Genomic DNA, 17,815 nt, shown 5'->3' with positions numbered 1-17,815 from the left:
ACCACCATGCAGTTGGGCCTGAGCGAGATCGCCTTCGGCCTGCTGGTGGTGCTGGCGACATGCGTGTAGGACCGCCATCCATGTCGGCCAGGGGGAGCGGAGATGATGAAGGCAGCGCGCAGGTCCGTTCATGACGCCCGGGGAGAGGTCTCCGAGGCCGTAACGTAACGAAGAGCCCCCGGGAGGAAAGCCCCGGGGGCTCTGAACGTTTCGGCCGCTGTCGGCAGGCCCGGAGGCCTGCCCTTCGTTCGATTCCGCCCCACCCGGCGGGGATGGCCCGCGGCCCAGGCCACCCCCACCGGGCGGGCGGTGTTCGCTACAGGTCCCGCTTCACCAGCACCGCGAAGCGGTGCGCGTGGTAGTAGCCGAAACGGTTGTTGCCCATGAAGATCGTGTTCACCGTCCCGGTCACCGGGTTGACGTACGGGTTGTCCTGCTGCTGCCAGTCCGCGATGAAGTATTCGTCGAACGCCCACCGGGCGCCGACCTGACACTTCTCGGCGATCCTGTACGCGGCTTCCAGCCCCAGGGTGTGCCGGCGTGAGAAGAACTCCGGCAACTGCCCGATCGGGCGCGTCACGCTGTTCTCCGGACCTGCCCAGAGCTCGCCCATGGGCATCTGCGTGCGCTCGAATTCGTACGAGCCGGTGAGGGTGAGCTTGTCGCCCATGCCGCGCCAGGTCGCATCCAGGATCGCGAAGTGGTTCTTGTCCTTCATGAACACGAACCAGTCGGTCTCGATCCGCTTCGTGGGATCCGCGTTGGGGCTGCTCTCGTGCGAGGCCTGCCCGTAGTTGTGCAGGCTCACGCCGATGCCGCCGTGAATGTCCAGCTGCTCGGTGGCGTGGAACACCGCGTCCATGGTGACCGTGGTGGCCGTGTCCCCCGTCCATCCGTAGAACTTCCCGTCCGTGGAGTCATTGGCCGGGAATTCGATCTTGGTGTAGGAGAAGTCGGCCGACATGTCGAGGTACTTGCCCACCGACCACGAGGCCCCCACGCCCACCAGGTTCCGGGTGCGGTCGGCCACGTCGAACCGGCGCAGGTTGCCTTTCTCCACCGAGTCGGGCAGCTCCACCATGTGGTCTTCGTCGACGTGTCCGTGACGCTTGCCGTGCTCGTAACGCGCCTTGATCACCAGGCCGTACTGGTCGAGCGGCATGATGCGGGCCTTGGCGCCGATCCAGTTCTCGGTGTCACGGGCGGTTTCGCGGTCCGCGTGCTTGCGGTCGCGCAGTTCGTAGCTCAGGCCCAGCTTCACCTGGCGCATCGGGTCCGCGTCCACGTCCAGGCCCACGGCCTGGTTGCTGTGGCCCCACAGGTTCGGCCCCTGCTCCTCATTGACCCAGCTGCGGTCGAACAGCGCCACGCCGGGGAACACGAGCTCCGGGGTCTGGTTCTCGTACTTGTAGGAACGGTAGCGCAGCGTGGCCGAGACCTGGTCCATGAGCCTCGAAGCCAGGCGCACGTCCATGGTCTTGGTGATGGCCTTGCCGTGCAGGCTGGTGTCCGGCAGCGCCAGCGTGGAGATGTTCACCTTGTTGGTGTCCGTCCCCACCGCGCCCGTGAGCAGCGAGTTCACCGTGTAGGGCAGGAAGCGCTGGTTCTGCTCCGTGCGGGCGATGCCCATCGCCGCCGTCAGGAGGGTGCGGTGCGGCAGCTCCAGGCCGAGCATCAGGTTCCCGCGCAGCACGTCGTTGTCGGGGTACAGGGGAATCTGCATCGCTGCGGCACCGGCGGTCGGGCTGTCGGTGAGCCGCTTCGGGTTGTCGAAGACCATCCGGTCCACGTAATTGGTGAACTTCGACATCCCCACGATCGCCTGGATGTTGAGCCCCACGTTTTCCTTCTCGAACCGCTTCTGGTAGTTGGCGCGCAGTTCGCCGTCCAGCGTCTGCTGGTCGATGGGCTCCGGCATTTCGTAGCCGTCCGACGGGCCGCTGCCCGTGACCGGGACTGCGATTCCGATGGCCTTGTTGCCGGTGCGCACCCGCCGGGTGGCGCTGGCCTCCAACTGGAAGCCCTCCATCGGGCGTCCGCGCAGGCGGGCTTTCGAGACGTTCGTCTGGAAGCCCAGCGGGACGATCGGGGAGGAGTTGAGCAGGTCGCGCATCACGCCGCCGTAGTTGCCGGGGGTCTTCTGGAGCCCGCCCTGCAGCGAATCCGGAAGCACGAACACCCCCGGACGCACCTGGTACCATGGGGACTTCGTGATGAAGCTGAACTGGTGCGGCGTCTCGGCGTAGCCCATCTCCAGGCTCAGCCGCACGCCGTTGGTCCAGCGCGCCGAGGTGGACTGGTCCGAGCGCAGGGCGTTGCTGCCGAACAGCGTGAACTGGTTGCGGCCGCTCTCCCGGGTGAGCAGGAAGTTCTCGAGGAATCCGCCCCTGGGAATGTCACGGTACTCCTGGTACTTGGCCTCCTGCGCGGTCTGGTCCCACCACTGCGAGCCATACGTGAGGAAGTCGCCTTCCGCGCGGGCCGGGGCGGCGCCGAAAAGGCACACAGCCGCCAGGCACGCGAGCAGCGTCCATCGCATCCAATGCATCCTTGTCATTGATCCAGCCTCCTACTTGACGAACGTCTTGCCAGACGGGTGATTCGATCCGTGAATCATCGAGTGACAGTTGAGGCAGGCCCGGTTGATCGGGCGGCTGCTCCTGCTCGTCAGCTCGGGCTGGTCGTAGAGAGTGCTGGGGTGCCGGTTGTAGATGTGACAGCGCTGACACAGGCGGGGCTGGCGCGCGTTCAGCATCCGCGGGTTGCTGCTCCCGTGGGGCTCGTGGCAGCTCATGCAGTTCTCCCGGACGGGAGCGTGCTCCCACAGGAACGGGCCGCGCTTGTCCGCGTGGCAGCTCAGGCACAGGTCGTTGCCCGAGGCGGCCTTGAGCATCCCCGGGGCCGGGGAGCCGTGGGGATTGTGGCAGTCCGCGCAGGTCATGCCGCCTTCCTTGACCGGCATGTGCGCCGAGCGCGCGATCTGGGCGCGCTTGTCGGTGTGGCACTTCAGGCACAGCGCGTTGGTGTTGTCCGCCGCCAGGAGCCGGGTGGTCTTCTCGTTCTTGGCGTGGTGGATGTCGTGGCAGTCCACGCAGGAAACGTTGTTGCGGGTGTGGACGCTGTGCTGGGCGTAGAACTGGTCGCCGCCCTTGTGGCAGGAGCCGCAGATCTCGAGCACCTTGTCCGCGGGGAACTTCTTGAAGTTCCGGACCGTCTTGAAGCCCGGATCGTCGGCGTTGCCGCCGGCGGCCACGTGCAGCGAGGCCGGCCCGTGGCAGGACTCACACCCCACCACCTTCGCGACCACCGCACCGTCCTTCTCGGCCCGGCCGTGGGCGCCTGCATCGAACTGCGCAACCTGCTTGTCGTGGCAATCCTTGCAGGCGGCGGAGCCGACGTACTTGGCCTCCGTCTGCCCCAAGGCCGGCCCCGCGCCCACCAACATGAGAAACGCGCTGCCGAGAACGACAAGCGCGGACGCGGAGCACCATGCCGGGAATCGAAACGCACGGTTCATGACAACTCCTTTTGCGACGAACCCGCTACGACAGCGCCCGCTCCTGGGCGCCGATCGGTGGGTACGGACGTACCCTCCGGTTATCGGGACAAGAGTGTACAAGATGCGGGAATTTTCAAGGGGTCAATTGGATACCTCGATGGGTATACTTTCGTATACCTGTTTGGTGAGAATGAATATCTAAGATTTGCAATGTGGCGCCGGGGAGGCCGACCCGCGGCCCTGAAGGTGAACCGGATGCACCGGCCCAGGTACGTGGACTGACGTCGAGGAAGTGGACAAGCGAGGCGGGGAGCCATTGGGCTCCCCGCCAGACACATTCTTCGAAGCACAACCTATTTCATGTGCCGGTCGAACCAGCCCACGATCCGCCGCAGCCGCTCGCCGCGGTTCTGCGGCCTTCCACCGCGGCTCAGGCCGTGGGACTCACCCTCGAAGCGCACCAGCTCCGTCTCCACCCCCAGCACCTTCAGGGCGGTGAACAACTGCTCCGCCTGTTCGATGGGGCAGCGGTGGTCCTGCTCCTCGTGCTCGATGAGCAGCGGGGTGCGACAGTTCTTGATGTACGTGAGCGGCGACTGCCGGCGCAGTCGCTCCACGCCCTTCCAGGGGCTGCCGCCGAACTCCGGGCCCATGACGAATCCGTAATCACTGGTGCCGTGCATGGATTCCAGGTTCACCACGCTCCGCTGCGTGACCGCGGCGCGAAACCGGTCGGTGTGGGTGACCAGCCAGTTGGTCATGTAGCCGCCGTAGGAGCCGCCGGTCACGCCCACCCGCTTGCGGTTCACGTAGGGGCGCGCGAACAGCCAGTCGGCCACCTTCGAGACGTCCTGGTAGTCCAGCCGGCCCCAGTCGGCGTGGGTGCAGCTCACGAACTTCAGTCCGTACCCGGCGCTGCCGCGCGGGTTGGAGTAGGCCACCACGTAACCCCGCGCCGCGAGCCACTGCAGCTCGTGGAAGAACGAGAATCCGTACTGGGCGGCCGGCCCGCCGTGGATTTCCAGGATCGCCGGGTACCGCCGCTTCTTGTTGAACCCCGGCGGCCTGAGCACCCAGCCCTCGATGGTGGCGCGGCCGGAGCGGACCTGGAACGGCTCGGGCCGGCTCACCTGCACCTTGCGCAGCAGCTCGCCGTTGACGTCGGTCAGGTTGCGCAGCGAACGCTTCACGGGGTCGTACACGAACACGTCGCCCGGGTTCACCGCGGTGCCCATGGAAAGCGCGATGGCTCCCGAGCGAGCGGTGCGCTGGAAGTACAGCAGGTTGACCTCGCCGCCCACTTCGCAGCGCAGGTCCCGGCGGTTCACCGAGCGGCTGTAGAGCCGGGTGGCCCCCTGCTCGCCCACGGCAAAGAAGAGGCGCGACCCGTCCGCGGACCACACCGGCGGCAGGGCCTCGAAGCCCGCCCCGGTGACGTCGCCCAGGCACACGTTGTAGCAGTGGTTGTCGATCTCGCGGGTCAGCTCGCGCGGGCGACCCCCCTTCGAGGACAGCAGCCACACGTGGTCCAGGTGCTTCCAGCCCATGCCCGGCTTCGCGGCGTTGCCGATGAAGGCGATCCACTTCCCGTCGGGTGACCAGCTGTGGCCGCGCGCGCCTCCCTGCGCCCGGGTGAGCTTGCGGACCGGGCCGCCCGCGGGGCGCACCACGTAGATGTCCGCGTTCTCCTGGTTCATGTCGGCGTTTTCGGAACGATTGGACACGAACGAGACCAGCCGGCCGTCGGGGCTGAAGCGGGGTTCCGCGTCGTCGTGCCGTCCCGAGCTGACCTGGCGGGCGCGGCCTCCCGCGACCGGCGCCACCCACACGTGGGTGTACTCGCCATTCCACCAGCCGGCGCCGTCCAGCTTGTGGAAGAGCCGGGTGACGTGCTTGAACTGCGGGCGCTTCTTCAGCTCATCGGCCTTCCCGTCCCGCTCCAGCTTCTCCTTCGCGGTGAGCGGCTGGTAGGTGAAGGCGAAGCGCCGGCCGTCGGGGGACCACGCGAAGTCATGGACGTCACCGTCGCGGTCGGTGATTCGCCGGGGGTCGCCGCCGGACATGGGAAGCACCCACAGGCAGGTGGGCTTGCCGCGGTCCGAGAGAAAGGCCATCGAGCGGCCGTCGGGCGACCAGCGCGGGCGGGTGTCGTTGTGGTTGCCCTGGGTGAGCGGGCGCACCACGCCGGTGTCCACCTCGGCCAGCATCAGCTGCGTGAAGTTGCGGTTCTCCGCGGCGTCGAAGCGCTTCAGTTCGAAGGCCACGCGCCTGCCGTCCGGCGAGAGACTCACCCGGCCGACGGCCTTCAGGCGGTACAGGTCCTCGAGCTGCATGGGGCGTTTCCTGGGCATGCGGTCTCCGTGTGGCCGGGCCCGGCGAAGCCGGGGATGGGCGCCTACTTCCTCTTCAGATCCTCGCGCAACTGCAGCGCCGCGCGGTCCGGGCGGCGCTCCAGGCGGAGGTAGCGTTCCACGTCCTCGAGCGCCTCCGCGACCCGGCCGGCGGCTGCCAGGCAGCGGCCCCGCTCCAGCAGCGCCTCCGGGGCGCGCGGATCCAACCGTACCGCCCGATCGGCGGTGGTGACGGCCGATTCCAGGCGGCCGGCCCGGCGCAGCACGTGCGCCATGGCGGTGTAGCCGCCCCAGGCGCGCGGATCCAGCACGATGGCCTGCTGCGCCTCGGCCTCCGCCTCGGCCAGGTCGCCGTAGTCCAGCCGGGCCGCGGACAGCGCCAGCCGGTACTCCGCGCGGCGGCCGTCCAGGGAGATGGCGCGCTCCGCCGCGCCGAGCGCCGCCTCGATGTTGCCGTTTCGCCGCTCGGCCAGCGACAGACGATACCACGCCCCGGCGTCCTTCGGATCCAGCGACGCCGCGCGCTGGAACACCACCGCGGCCTCGCCGTTCCGCGCCAGCGACAGGTACAGCAGGCCCAGGTTGTAGTGCGCGGCGGCCAGCGTGGGCTCCATCTCGGTGGCGTGGCGCAGCTCGTCCACCGCGGGCAGTTCATCCCCGCTGCGGGCCAGCCAGGTGCCGTAGGCGGCATGGAAGGCGGCGACCGACGGGTAGCGGTTCACTGCCTCCAGGTACACGTTGCCCTCGTCCCGCCACACGGCCAGGCGCGCCTGGCCCGCAACCAGGAACGAGAGCAGCAACACCGCCGCCGCCCCGCTGACCAGCCCGCGCCGCAGGTGGCCGGCGCCCGGCTCGAACCCGGCGCGCTCCACCACCAGGGCCAGCAGCATCACGAACGCCGCCGACGGCGCGTAGAGGTTGCGGGACAGGTCGAAGGCGCGGCCGAAGAACAGGCTGTCCAGGGGCATCCACAGCGCCGGAAGCGCGGCCAGTGCCACGAAGGCGCGACCCCGGCCTCGCAGCGTGAGCCAGGTGGCCGCCGCGTAGCCCAGGAGGAACGCGATCCCCACCAGCATTCGCGGTTCGGCCCAGCCACGCACCCACGGCACCAGGTTCTCCGCGCGGAAGCTCAGGACCGAGGGCTCGCTGCGCACGAACGGCCGCAGCATCAGCTGGAAGAGGTCGTAGAAGGCCACGCCGCCGGTGCGCAGCAGGTCCAGCGGCTGCCCCTCCCGGGCGGACATGAAACCCAGGCTGCCGAAGTGCTGCCGTACCACCAGCAGCACCACCCCGCCGATCGCCGCGTAGGGGATCATCCGCGCCAGCACCACGCGCCAGCTCCGGCCGGTGCGCAACTCGCGGGCCAGGAACAGCAGCCCCGCACCGGCGGCCGCGGGCCGCGCCAGCAGGGCCAGGGCGAAGCACAGCACCGCCAGCGGCTGGTAGCGCCAGCGCCCCGAGGCGTGGAGCAGGAACGCGCCCAGGATGAACGGCAGCGCCAGCACCTCCTCGCGCGCCGCCACGTGGCCCACGGCGTGGATGCCGAGCGGGTAGACGGCGAAGAACAGCGCCGCCAGCCACGCCGCCCCGCGCGTGAGCTGCATCGCGCGCGCGGAGAAGAACAGCAGCACGATGTTGAGAAGGTGGAGCAACACGGAGGTCAGGTGATAGTGCGCGGGCCCGCCCCCGCGCAGCTGGTCCAGCCGCAGGGAGAGCTGGGTGAGCGGGCGGTAGCGCTCGGGACCCTCGCCCAGCTCGCGATCGAAGCGCACCACGTCGCGGTACGGCTGACCCGTGGGGGCGGCGGCCAGGCCGATGCGGGCGGCGTCGTCCCATACGATGTCGGCGCTCACGGAGGGCAGGTACAACCACAGGGCCGCCGCGAAGAGCACCGCCCATCCCAGCCAGCGGAATGCGCGCTCGGCCGCCTCCGCCTGGTTGCGGTTGCGGGCTGCCAGCTGGCGGAGCCTGCTGATGTCGAACGGCGTGGAAAGCGGCGACATGGGCCCCCGGCGTACAGGGTCTTCCGCCCCGGCGGTGCATCCAAACGGTAAGGCAGGCACCCAACCCGGCCTTTCGACTGCCGCGCCGGATGCGCCCCGAGCGTGCCGGGGAGTATAGCCTCCCGGCCCCCCGCGCGGGGACCACCCCACGTTCGCGGGGGCGGTCACTTTCCAGTATCGTACGTTGCCCCAGAATCTTACGGCTTCGATGGCGGGCCGGGGATCCGCACTTGCCACCTCGCGGACACGGCCTCTACATTTGAGAGGAACCCGAAGTGCGTCCCGATTCTCCACGAAGGAGGTGCCTGATGAGAGCACGTGTCTGGATGTTGGCCGGCGCCCTGGCCCTGCTGGCCGTGGCCGGCTGCGGCAAGAAGGAAGATTCCACCACCGCCGGTTCCGCGGCCGATTCCGCCGCCGTGGCCGACAGCATGGCCGCGGCCAGGGACAGCGCGGTGAGCATGTCGGACCGGGAGCGCGAGTCCGAGAGGCTGAGTGGCGGCGCGATCCCGCCCCCGCCGGCGGCCTCCGGCGGCAGGAACCGGCCCCGGCCGCCCCGGGGCGACGGTTCGGGCGGCTCGGGGACCCCCGCGCCCCCGAAGGTGACCTACGCCGACATCCCGGCCGGAAACGCCGGTGAGATGGGCCTGACCGCGGCGCTCTCCAGCGAGACCAGCAAGGAAGGCGACACGTTCACCGCGGAACTGGCCGCGCCGGTCTCCCTGGACGGCAGGGTGGTCCTGCCCGCCGGCACCCGCGTCCTGGGCCACGTGGTCTACGCCGAGCCGGCGAAACGCGGCAAGACCAAGGCCAAGTTGATCCTGTCCTACGACAAGTTCGCCCTCTCCGGCGGCGAGGCCGTGGACATTGACGCCAAGCCCGACACATTCGAGGCCGGCGGCACCACCACGCGCGACGTGGCCACCGTGGGCGCCGGGGCCGTCATCGGCGGCATCCTGGGCAAGATCTCGGGCAACACCAAGAAGGGCGCGGCCATCGGCGCGGTCGTGGGCGGCGGTGCGGCGGTCGCGGCGCGCGGCAAGCCCGTGGAGCTGCCGGCCGGGCAGAAGGTGAACCTGGTGCTGCAGAGCGGTGTGAAGGTGCCGGTGTCGAAGGGCGGGGCATAGCCGAGGAGACACGGTGGAATCCAGGGCGGAGCGGCCTGCCGGGGAATCGGCGGGCCGCTCTTCCATTCTCAGGCGCGTCCCCGCTTCCACTTCGCCACGAACTCGTCCCATTCCCGGCTCTCCTTCGGGGTGAGGCCCGGGGGTTTCTGGAATTCGTCGTCCTCCTTCGTGGCCCCGCCGACCAGGCTGGCGGCGAACAGGTCGGCCAGGTTGGACTGGATGCCCTCGAGGGCGGCGAAGCGCACCACCTCCACGTCGGAGGTGACCACGGTGGTGGGGCGGCCCTCCGCGCGGGAGCTCTCGGCGAGGAACATCATCATTTCGCTCACGGTCTGGCCCGGAGCGGGGCAGCGCTGGGCCAGGCCGGCGGCGGCCACGTCCACGTCGTCGGCGCGGCAGGATTCGTCCACCACCAGGATGAAGTCCGCGCCCTGGTGCGCCATGGCCCAGCTGAGCAGGTTCACCAGCGTCAGCACGGCGCTGGCGCGGTCGGTCGCCCAGGCCTCGTTCAGCGAGGCCGAGCCGCGGATGACGGCCTCGCCATCCACCAGGATCAGGCGCGGGCCGGCACCTTCGTCCCCACCTTCGTCCCCGCCGGGCAGCTCGCCGCCGCCGGGCAGTTCGGCATCCTCGTCGAAAACGTCACCGGGAATCGGGGCGTCGTCGTCGAGGTCGTCCAGTTCGCGGTCGTCATCTTCTTCCCGCACGCGTGTCCTCCGGGGGCGCGACGCGGCGCCCCCCGCTGGGTGTCGCGGACGGCCGCGTGGGCGGCCCTCCGCACCTGCATGATCCGCCGGAGGCCGGGCGCCGTCGCGCGCCGCGGCCGTTCACGGGCCCGCCAGCTCCTTCGCCAGCGCGCCGGCGCCCAGGGTTGAGCCGGTGGCTTCCCGCAGCACTTCCGCCCAGGGTTTCGTGGCGGCGGGAGTATACACCTCCTGCTCCAGGTATTTCCCCAGGCACGAGCCTTCCGGCAGGCCGCACTTGAGTCGCGCGGCCGCGCGCAGTTGCGCCGCGGCGGCCTCGGCCGCCAGGTGGCGCGTGGCCGAGAGCGGCTGCACCAGGATGGGGGTTTCGGAGGCCCACAGCGTCGGCTCGGCCCCCTCCACCTCCAGGTACTTCTCGTTGTACGCGCGCCACAGGCTGTCGGCGTTGCACGCCGGGTCGCGGTACAACTCGCGCTCGAAACGCGAGAGCATCAGCAGGCTGCGCACCGAAAGCAGCCGCGCACCCAGCCAGCGGCGGCGGCAGGCCTGCGCGGAGGAGTCCGGCAGGTTCGCGGCTCCCGAGAGCCACTCGGGCTCGGCGGGAAAGCCCGCGAACAGGTTGCCCAGCGCTTCGCGCCACGTCTCGGGCAGGTCGCGCGTGGACGGCCGCGGGTCGGCCAGGTACTTCTCCTGCAGCCCCCGGCCGTTCTCATGGAACACCGAGATGATCCCGCCCAGGCCGTCGCGGGGGTTGGCGAGCAGCCGCACGTCCGCCGGGGGATCCACCGCCACACAGCGCGCGCTGTATGGATAGCGCGACTTGAAGTACACCCGGATGGGCAGCAGGTCGGGGTTGAAGCCCAGGCCCGCCATGAACGAGCCCAGGCGCAGGGCGGCCTGGTCGCCGCGGATGGTCGTGTCGGCGACCACGTCCAGCAGCCCCTGGCCGTAGGTCAGGTCCCACGGGTGGAGCTGGAACACGCCCATGCGGGACCGGATGCGCTCCACCAGCCGGTGATAGGGACCGCGGGTGAGGGCCTCCAGGCTGTCCTCGAACGCCTCGATGCGGCGCGGATCCAGGCCCTCGCACTCCAGCGCCAGCGGCACGTAGCCGTCGTAGCCGTAGCGCATGGCCACCAGGTTGCGGCGGCGGATCAGCTCGCGCAGGTCGGGGGCCAGCTTCTGAGACAGCGGCTCGCCGCTCTCGAATGCGTCGCGCCGGCGCACGCGATCCTCGTCGTGGCGCATGATCTCCCGGGCCTGCTCGCGGGTGACGAGCACCCCACCCACGGCCGCCTTGAACGTGGCGACGGTATCGGTGAGCGGATCGGCCACCTGGTGCAGGTAGGGCTCCTGGTCGAACACCGCGCGCAGCACGGGCGGCCACGCCCGGTTCAGGCGCAGGGCCAGCGCGGCGTCCTTCACCCGGCCGCGGCGGTGCCACACCACGTCCACGTAGTCGGGGTTGGAGAGGAATTCGCTCGCGGCCTGGCTCCAGCGCACCGGGTCGCAGGTGTCCGGGTCCATGGGCTCCACCTCGCAGCGGCGCTGGTTCAGGAGCAGCGAGCGCCACGCCGCGTCGAGCTGGTCCATGAACACGGCCAGCGCGGGCTCCCGGTCGAGTCCCCGGGTCGGAATGGGCGGCGGGAGGTCCGCGGGGGTGACGGGCGCGGCCGGCGCGGGACCGGCAGCCGGGAAGAGCGCCAGAAGCGCGGCGAGGATGGCCGCGGAAACACACGCGGAACGGGCGGGGGCCGGAGGGCGGGAATCGCAGGCGGGCCGCCGCCTGGCAGCCGGAACGGGACGCGTCACCATGGGGTCAATGTACGCGAGGGACCGCCAAAGTGGATAGGGGCGACCGTGGGAGGAGAATGCCCGCAGGGATCGCGGCGGGGATCGATCCGGCGCAGCCGGACGACCCCGGCGCGATCCCCCGCGAGACTGCCCGACCGTGCGCGGCGCGACCGGCCGGGCCTAGTTCCCCCCGGTCCGGGTGAAGAAGATTGCCCCCTGGTCTCCCACCGCCCAGGCGTAGTTGGAATTGACCGCGCACACGCCGTTCAACGGCAGCCCCCAGTTCACGAACTGGGACAGCCACGAGAGTCCGCCGTCACTGGTACGGGCCACTTCGGAATGGGCGGAGCTCGTCCCCACCATCCAGCCCACGTTGAAGGAGGCCATGTCGAGGCCGTTCACCTGCACCCCGGCGGGAAGCGACTGGCTCGGCTGCCAGGTGTCGCCACCATCGAAGGTGCGCAGGATGCCGCCGATGCCCGGCACGCCGCCGGCCAGCACCGAGAGACCGTTGCCGGGCAGCATCGCCACACCCTGCAACATCTGCGTGGTGCCGGTGGACGGGGACCGGATCCAGCTCACGCCGCCGTTGACGGACGTGGCCACCGTGCCCAGCAGCCCGCACGCCACCACGCGGAAGCTGTAAGGCTTCGACACGCTGATGGCGCGCAACTCCTGGATGCCGGTGGCATCTCCGTTCACCCAGATCCCGCCGCCGTTCTGCGTGTACCGGATCGCGGCGCCCGCGGCGCCGGAGCGGCGCCCGCAGGCCCAGCCGTTGGTGGTGTCGGAGAAAGCCACGCCGTAGAGGCTGCTGCCGGCGAGGCCGGTGTCCTGGAGCCTCCAGGTCCTGCCCGCGTCGGAAGTGGCCTGGATGCTGCCGTCGGCCCCCACCACCCAGCAGTGGCTGCTGTCGGGGGAGCTGACCCCCGTGAACAACGCACCCTGGCGCGCTGCGTTTTGCGTCTGCGGAGACCAGGTGCGGCCGCCATCGGTGGTATGAAGGATGGTGAACCAGCCCACCGCCCAGCCGTTGGAGGTGTCGGAGAAGGAGACGGCCAGCAAGTCATTGGCCGTGACGCTGTTCTGGCGGATCCAGCCGACGTTGCCGTCGTTTCCCCCGTCCCCGGGGCCGTTGATGCCCTTGCCGCAGCCGGCAAGGACGAGCGCGGCCGCAAGTGCAAGAGTTATGAAGCTCTTCGACCGGATCACGATTCCTCCTGGGACGCACGAATGCCGCGCGGAAGCGGGGGTGCCCGCCATGCACAACCCCGGGTAGTGCAAGCCCGGGGCCACGTGGTCTCCGCCGCGCACTCTCGCGCGAATCCCACGCCACACCGCTCATTATCGTCATCAATGTAGCACAACGTGAGGCGTGCGGCGGGTGGGCCCGGGGCGGCGCGGAAGGGTCCCAAGGGGGGCAGGAGATCCCGTTCCCGGAGGGCCAGGGCCCTCGCGTCCGGAGCGCGACGGTGGGATGCGCCGCGGCCGGCCCATCGGGAGCGCTCCCGGGGCCGAATCGCCGAATCCAGGGTGGATTGTGGACCGCGCCGCTTGACCCTGTGACCTGCGCGGCGCATGATGGAAGTCACGGACGTTCGCGGCGGATTGCGTGCCCACGACAGCGCCGCACTGAGAGGTCTCCCATGGTCCAGTTCCTTCCCAACGGAATCGTGCGCTTCAACTTCCTGCATGCCACCGATCAGCAGGTGTGTCTCGTGGGCGACTTCAACGATTGGGACGAGGAGTCCCACCCGATGCTGCGCACTCCCGACTCCACGCACACCCTGGAGCTCAGGCTCACCCCCGGGGAGTACGAGTACAAGTTCAAGGTCGGGGCCGCATGGTACAACGACGACTATGCTCACAAGTACGTCCCCAACCTGTGGGGCAGCGAGAACTCGGTCGTCGTGGTGCCGGAGTCGTCGAAGGGGGTTTCCCACGGGCGCGCCCAGGCGACCGCCGGGCCCTGAGACCATCCGGGAGGAGCGTCGGGATCGAAGCGCGGGAGGGCGGCCGAAGGGCCGCCCTCGGTGTTGGGGCGGACTGGAGGCCCGGGTTTCCGGGCTGGCCTCCCGGGACTACTTCCGGGGGCGCCCCAGCGGGGTGTACATCTTCGTCGGCAGCAGCCTCTCGAGGTCCCGTCGCACCTTCGCGGCGTCCCCCACCACGGTCACCACCATGCGGTCCGGATCAATCACCCGCTTCGCCGCGCGGACCACGTCGGCGGAGGTGACGGCGTGGATGCAGTCGCGGTAGGTGTCCATGTAGTCGTCGGGCAGGTCGTACATCACCGATTCGGCGACGCGGTCGGCCACGCTGCCGTTGGACTGCAGCTCCACCGCCAGGCCGCCCGCCAGGAAGCCCTTGGCGTCACTCATCTCCTGCCGGCTCGGCGCGTCGTCGCGAATGCGGCGCATCTCGCGCAGGAACTCCCGCACCGCCTTCGCGGTGACCGGCGTGTGCACCCCGGCGCCCGCCACGAACGGGCCACGCCCGCGGCGCATGCTGAAGTAGGAGCTGACCCCGTAGGTGTAACCATGCTTCTCGCGCAGGTTGAAGTACAACCGGGAGCCGAAGGCCTCGCCCAGGACCGCGTTGAGCACCAGCAGCGGGAAGTACTCGGGGTGGGTGCGGGCCACTCCGGGCTGCGACACGCGGATCTCGGACTGCGCCGCGCCGGGCTGGTCCACCAGCCGCACCGCCGTGGGCCCGGGACGGCGCGGGGCGGGCACGTCCACGCGCCTCGGCCGCCCGTCCTGCCACTCCCCGAACGCGCGTTCCACCAGCTTCACGCCGCGCTCCGGGGTGACGTCGCCCACGAGCACCACGAACGCGTTGCCGGCGCGGAAGTGGCGCGCGTGGAACGCGCGCAGCTGCGGCGCGCCCAGGGCGCCCACCGAGTCCTCGTCGCCGGCCAGCTGCGCCCCGTAGCGGTGCCGTCCGTACACGAACCGCGCGCTGCGCTCGGCGGCCACGCTGCGCGGATTGTCCCGGTCGCTCAGGATCTCCGCCTGCCGCTGGTTCAGCTCCCGCTGCACCTCCACCGGGTCGAAGCGCGGGCGGAACGTGACGTCGGCCATCAGGTTGAGGGCCGGCCCCAGGTGGGCGGAGAGCGCCGCGAGGCGGATGGAACTCAACTCCCAGCCGGCGCTGGCATCCAGGCTGGCGCCGAGCTGTTCGACGGTCTCGGCCACTTTCGCGGCGCCGCGCCGGCCCGCCCCCTCGGTGAGCAGCCGCGAGGTCATCACCGCGAGGCCCTCCCTCCCGATGGGATCGGCGCTGCCGCCCGCGCCCACGCCCACCAGCACCGAGACCAGCGGCAGGTGGCGCCGGGTGGAGACGAACACCTCCAGGCCGTTCGCCAGCTTGGCGACGGCGGGACGCGGGAACTGGTACGGCTTGGGCGGCAGCGGCTCCGGCGGCCGCGTGCGGCTCACGTGCGACCCGGGCTGCACGCTCACGCTGCGCCTCCTTCCTGCGGGACGAAGGTCACCACGGTGCGATTCTCCGGGCGCAGGTAGCGGTGCGCCGCCTCCTGCACCTCGCGCGCGGTCACGGCGAGGTAGCGGTCCACCTCGGTCAGCAGCCGGCGCGGGTCGCCGAAGTGGATGGCGCACTCCGAGAGCTGGTCGGCGCGGCCGTTCACTGTCTGCAGCGCGTAGTAGTGGTGCGTGGCGATCTGGTTGCGGATGCGTTCCATCTCGCGCTCCGGCGGCGCCGAATTCTTGAGCCCCTCGATCTCGCGGAGCAGGGCGTCCTCCAGCACCTCCGGCGTGCCGCCCGGCTTGCCCGACGCCTCCAGGAAGATCACCGAGGTCAGCTCCATCGGGTACAGGAAGGACGTGGCCTGCTGGGCGATCTGCTTCTCGTAGACCATCCGCTTGTACAGTCGCGACGACTTGCCCGCCGAGAGCACGTCCGTGAGCACCATGGCCGCGTGGAAGTCCGGCTCGGTGATGGCCGGCGCATGAAAGCCCAGGAACACCCGCGCCAGCTGCACCTTGTCGCGCAGCGTGCGCCGCTGCTCGCCGTGCTGTCCCTGGAACGTGGCCGTGACCGGCGGCTTGCCGGGGCCGCGCGGGATGGAGCCGAAGTAGTGGTCCACGAGCCGCAGCGCCTCGCGCGGCTCGAAGTCGCCCACCACGGAGAGCACCGCGTTGTCGGGCGTGTAGTACGTGGTGAAGAAGCGCTCGATATCCTTCAGCGAGGCGGAGTCCAGGTCCTCCATGGAGCCGATCACCGGATGGCGGTACGGATACCCCTCGGGGTAGGCCAGCTCCAGGAAGTTCTCCAGCCAGAGTCCGTACGGCTGGTTTTCGTAGCGCCAGCGCCGCTCGTTCTTCACCACCGAACGCTGGTTGTCGAGCTTCTCCTGGTTCATCGCCGGCACCAGCCAGCCCATGCGATCGCTCTCCAGCCACAGGGCCAGCGGCAGGTGCTCGGACGGCACGGTCTCGTAGTAGTTCGTGGTGTCGGTTCCGGTGGAGCCGTTCACGTCGCCGCCCAGCCGCTGGATCGTGGGGATGAACGACTTGTCGGGGACGTGCTGGCTGCCCTCGAACAACATGTGCTCGAAGAGGTGCGCGAAGCCGGTCTTGCCGGCCGGCTCGTTCTTGGACCCGACGTGATACCACAGGTTGGTGGCCACGATGGGCGCCCCGTGGTCCTCGCTCAGGACCACGGTCAGCCCGTTGTCCAGGCGCTGCGTGGCGATGGGAAACTGAAGCCCGGCGGGGCGGGTCATGGATTCTCCGGGGGGTTGGGTGGGCGGCTCCGAGACTGGCCCGAGCCTACCATGCGGGGATGGGCCGGGCAAACGCGGCGGCGGCTTTGCGCCGCGCGCGGGGCGACGTTCCCCGCCTGCGGGCACAGGGTTCCACGCGGCCGGCAAGCAAGCGGGGCGGCGCCTTGCGGCGCCGCCCCTGGTGCGAGGCGCGGTTGCAACCGGGAGAGTTCGCGTCCCGGGACGCTCTCGCGCCGGCGCCAGCCCGGCGCGCGTCCGGACCGCTAGGCCGCCCGGCGGGAGTAGGTCTTGGTGTAGTTGCGGGAGTAGTTCCTGGTGAAGCCGCGGTGGGGCTTGGTGCTGGCTTTGTAGGTCTTCTTCACCGAGGTCTTCTTGCCGTAGGCCTTGGCCGCGGTCTTCGTGATCTTCGTAATCTTGCCGAAGGTCGGAGTGTTGTTCTTGTAGGCCTTCTGGAACGAAGTGAACTCGACCAGGAAGTGCTTGGTCTTGCTGCCGGTGTTCTTGAACCAGCCGCAGAACACGTCGTTCTTCACGGCGAACTTCTTGACCTGGTTCGGGGTCTTGATGCCCTTGAACTTCTTCGAGGCGACGAACGAGGGGGTCACGAACTTCCACGTGTTCTTGTTCTGCATCGCGAGGGCTCCTCTTCATTTCCGGAAGGGCCACGGCCAACCGAGGCATCCAGGGCGCGTGGCCCTTGGCGCGGCGCGGTCCGGGTAATGCGGGGGATATCGGAGCTTGGGGCACGGTTCTTTAGGGGTATTGGGCGGGACGGGGCCGGATTGGGGGGACGGGGCTGTCCGGCCGATGGGAGTGGCAGGCACGGTGGGCCGCCCTACAGGCCGGCCGCCACCTCTTCCAGGCTCCCGATCGAGGGTCGCGCGTCGGGCCTCCCCCCCCGCTTCAGCCACAGCGCGCGCATTCCGACGGCGGTCGGCCCCTCCACGTCGTGCTCCCAGTCGTCGCCCACCATCAGCGATTCCTCCGGGGTCACGCCGAGGGTGCGCATGGCGGTGGCGTAGATGTTGGGGTGGGGCTTCTCCCAGCCGACCTCGCTGGAGATGAACAGGTCGTCGAAGCACCCGGTGAGGCCGTGGTCTTCGAGCACCGGACGCAGGCGCGAATCGAAGTTGGAGAGCACCGCCAGCTTCAGGCCCCGGGCCCGCAGCGCCTCCACTGCGGGGCGCACGTCGGGGAACAGGCGCCAGGCGTCGCCGCGCGCGAAGTGGGAGAAGATCTCGTCGAAGGTGTCCCCGTCCACGCGGCGCGGCTCGCCGGCCTCGTGGAAGGCGCGGTCCAGCACCTCGCGCCACCACGCCCGCTCCATTTCCTCGCTGGTCCCGGAGATCGCGCTGGCGCGGTTCTTCTCGGCGCGCATGGTCCACCACAGCGGGGCCAGCGCGTCGCGCAGGGAGGCGGCCGTGACGGCGTAGCCGCGGCGCGCGCCGATCTCTGCGTACACCTCGGCGCTGGGAGGGTGCGGATCAATCAGGGTGTGGGCCGCGTCCAGGAACACCGCACGGATCATGTCGTCTCCGGGTTGGGGCGGCCGTGCCGCCGGTCGCTCTTCGGGGCGGCCGTGCCGCCTCC

At 70.0% G+C, this 17,815-nt stretch carries 13 protein-coding genes; 2 read left to right on the top strand and 11 right to left on the bottom strand.

Annotation, left to right across the window (positions count from 1 at the left end; genetic code table 11):
- Positions 1-316: 316 nt before the first annotated feature.
- From HZB25_04525 to HZB25_04510, 4 genes are all read right to left on the bottom strand, one after another.
- Entirely contained in the window at positions 317-2,557 is a 2,241-nt protein-coding gene (locus tag HZB25_04525) for an MtrB/PioB family outer membrane beta-barrel protein (protein ID MBI5836493.1), read from the bottom strand.
- 12 nt (positions 2,558-2,569) lie between these two features.
- Complete coding sequence (locus HZB25_04520) at positions 2,570-3,517, bottom strand: DmsE family decaheme c-type cytochrome (protein MBI5836492.1); 948 nt, start codon at positions 3,515-3,517, stop codon at positions 2,570-2,572.
- 335 nt (positions 3,518-3,852) lie between these two features.
- Entirely contained in the window at positions 3,853-5,850 is a 1,998-nt protein-coding gene (locus tag HZB25_04515; protein MBI5836491.1) for a S9 family peptidase, read from the bottom strand.
- Positions 5,851-5,894: 44 nt separating this feature from the next.
- The gene (locus HZB25_04510; GenBank protein ID MBI5836490.1) at positions 5,895-7,853 is read right to left on the bottom strand and encodes a tetratricopeptide repeat protein; all 1,959 of its coding nucleotides are present in this window, start codon (positions 7,851-7,853) and stop codon (positions 5,895-5,897) included.
- 308 nt (positions 7,854-8,161) lie between these two features.
- Here HZB25_04510 and HZB25_04505 point away from each other — a divergent pair, with 308 nt between their 5' ends.
- Positions 8,162-8,980 (top strand): hypothetical protein, encoded by an 819-nt coding sequence (locus HZB25_04505; GenBank protein ID MBI5836489.1) that lies wholly within the window; start codon positions 8,162-8,164, stop codon positions 8,978-8,980.
- Positions 8,981-9,048: 68 nt separating this feature from the next.
- Here the strand turns inward: HZB25_04505 and HZB25_04500 are convergent, their stop codons facing one another.
- From HZB25_04500 to HZB25_04490, 3 genes are all read right to left on the bottom strand, one after another.
- Complete coding sequence (locus HZB25_04500; GenBank protein MBI5836488.1) at positions 9,049-9,687, bottom strand: hypothetical protein; 639 nt, start codon at positions 9,685-9,687, stop codon at positions 9,049-9,051.
- A 120-nt stretch (positions 9,688-9,807) separates the two neighbouring features.
- The gene (locus HZB25_04495; protein MBI5836487.1) at positions 9,808-11,283 is read right to left on the bottom strand and encodes a hypothetical protein; all 1,476 of its coding nucleotides are present in this window, start codon (positions 11,281-11,283) and stop codon (positions 9,808-9,810) included.
- A 375-nt stretch (positions 11,284-11,658) separates the two neighbouring features.
- The gene (locus tag HZB25_04490) at positions 11,659-12,690 is read right to left on the bottom strand and encodes a hypothetical protein (GenBank protein ID MBI5836486.1); all 1,032 of its coding nucleotides are present in this window, start codon (positions 12,688-12,690) and stop codon (positions 11,659-11,661) included.
- A gap of 434 nt (positions 12,691-13,124) precedes the next feature.
- On the opposite strand from HZB25_04490, the gene HZB25_04485 reads away from it, so the two are divergent.
- The gene (locus HZB25_04485; protein MBI5836485.1) at positions 13,125-13,451 is read left to right on the top strand and encodes an isoamylase early set domain-containing protein; all 327 of its coding nucleotides are present in this window, start codon (positions 13,125-13,127) and stop codon (positions 13,449-13,451) included.
- Positions 13,452-13,559: 108 nt separating this feature from the next.
- Here HZB25_04485 and HZB25_04480 read toward each other — a convergent pair whose 3' ends face one another.
- The 4 genes from HZB25_04480 to HZB25_04465 form a co-directional block, all read right to left on the bottom strand.
- Entirely contained in the window at positions 13,560-14,942 is a 1,383-nt protein-coding gene (locus HZB25_04480; protein MBI5836484.1) for an insulinase family protein, read from the bottom strand.
- Positions 14,939-16,225: an insulinase family protein gene (locus HZB25_04475; GenBank protein ID MBI5836483.1), complete on the bottom strand. Its 1,287-nt coding sequence runs from the start codon at positions 16,223-16,225 to the stop codon at positions 14,939-14,941. Before HZB25_04475 ends, HZB25_04480 begins: the two co-directional genes overlap by 4 nt.
- A gap of 263 nt (positions 16,226-16,488) precedes the next feature.
- The gene (locus HZB25_04470; protein ID MBI5836482.1) at positions 16,489-16,857 is read right to left on the bottom strand and encodes a hypothetical protein; all 369 of its coding nucleotides are present in this window, start codon (positions 16,855-16,857) and stop codon (positions 16,489-16,491) included.
- 203 nt (positions 16,858-17,060) lie between these two features.
- Complete coding sequence (locus HZB25_04465; protein MBI5836481.1) at positions 17,061-17,753, bottom strand: HAD-IA family hydrolase; 693 nt, start codon at positions 17,751-17,753, stop codon at positions 17,061-17,063.
- Between the last annotated feature and the right edge of the window lie 62 nt (positions 17,754-17,815).

The sequence above is a fragment of the Candidatus Eisenbacteria bacterium genome (assembly GCA_016235265.1).
In the GTDB taxonomy this organism is placed as follows: domain Bacteria; phylum Eisenbacteria; class RBG-16-71-46; order RBG-16-71-46; family JACRLI01; genus JACRLI01.
Note: the sequence above shows the minus strand (reverse complement) of the source record. Positions and strands in the feature narration are given on the sequence as shown.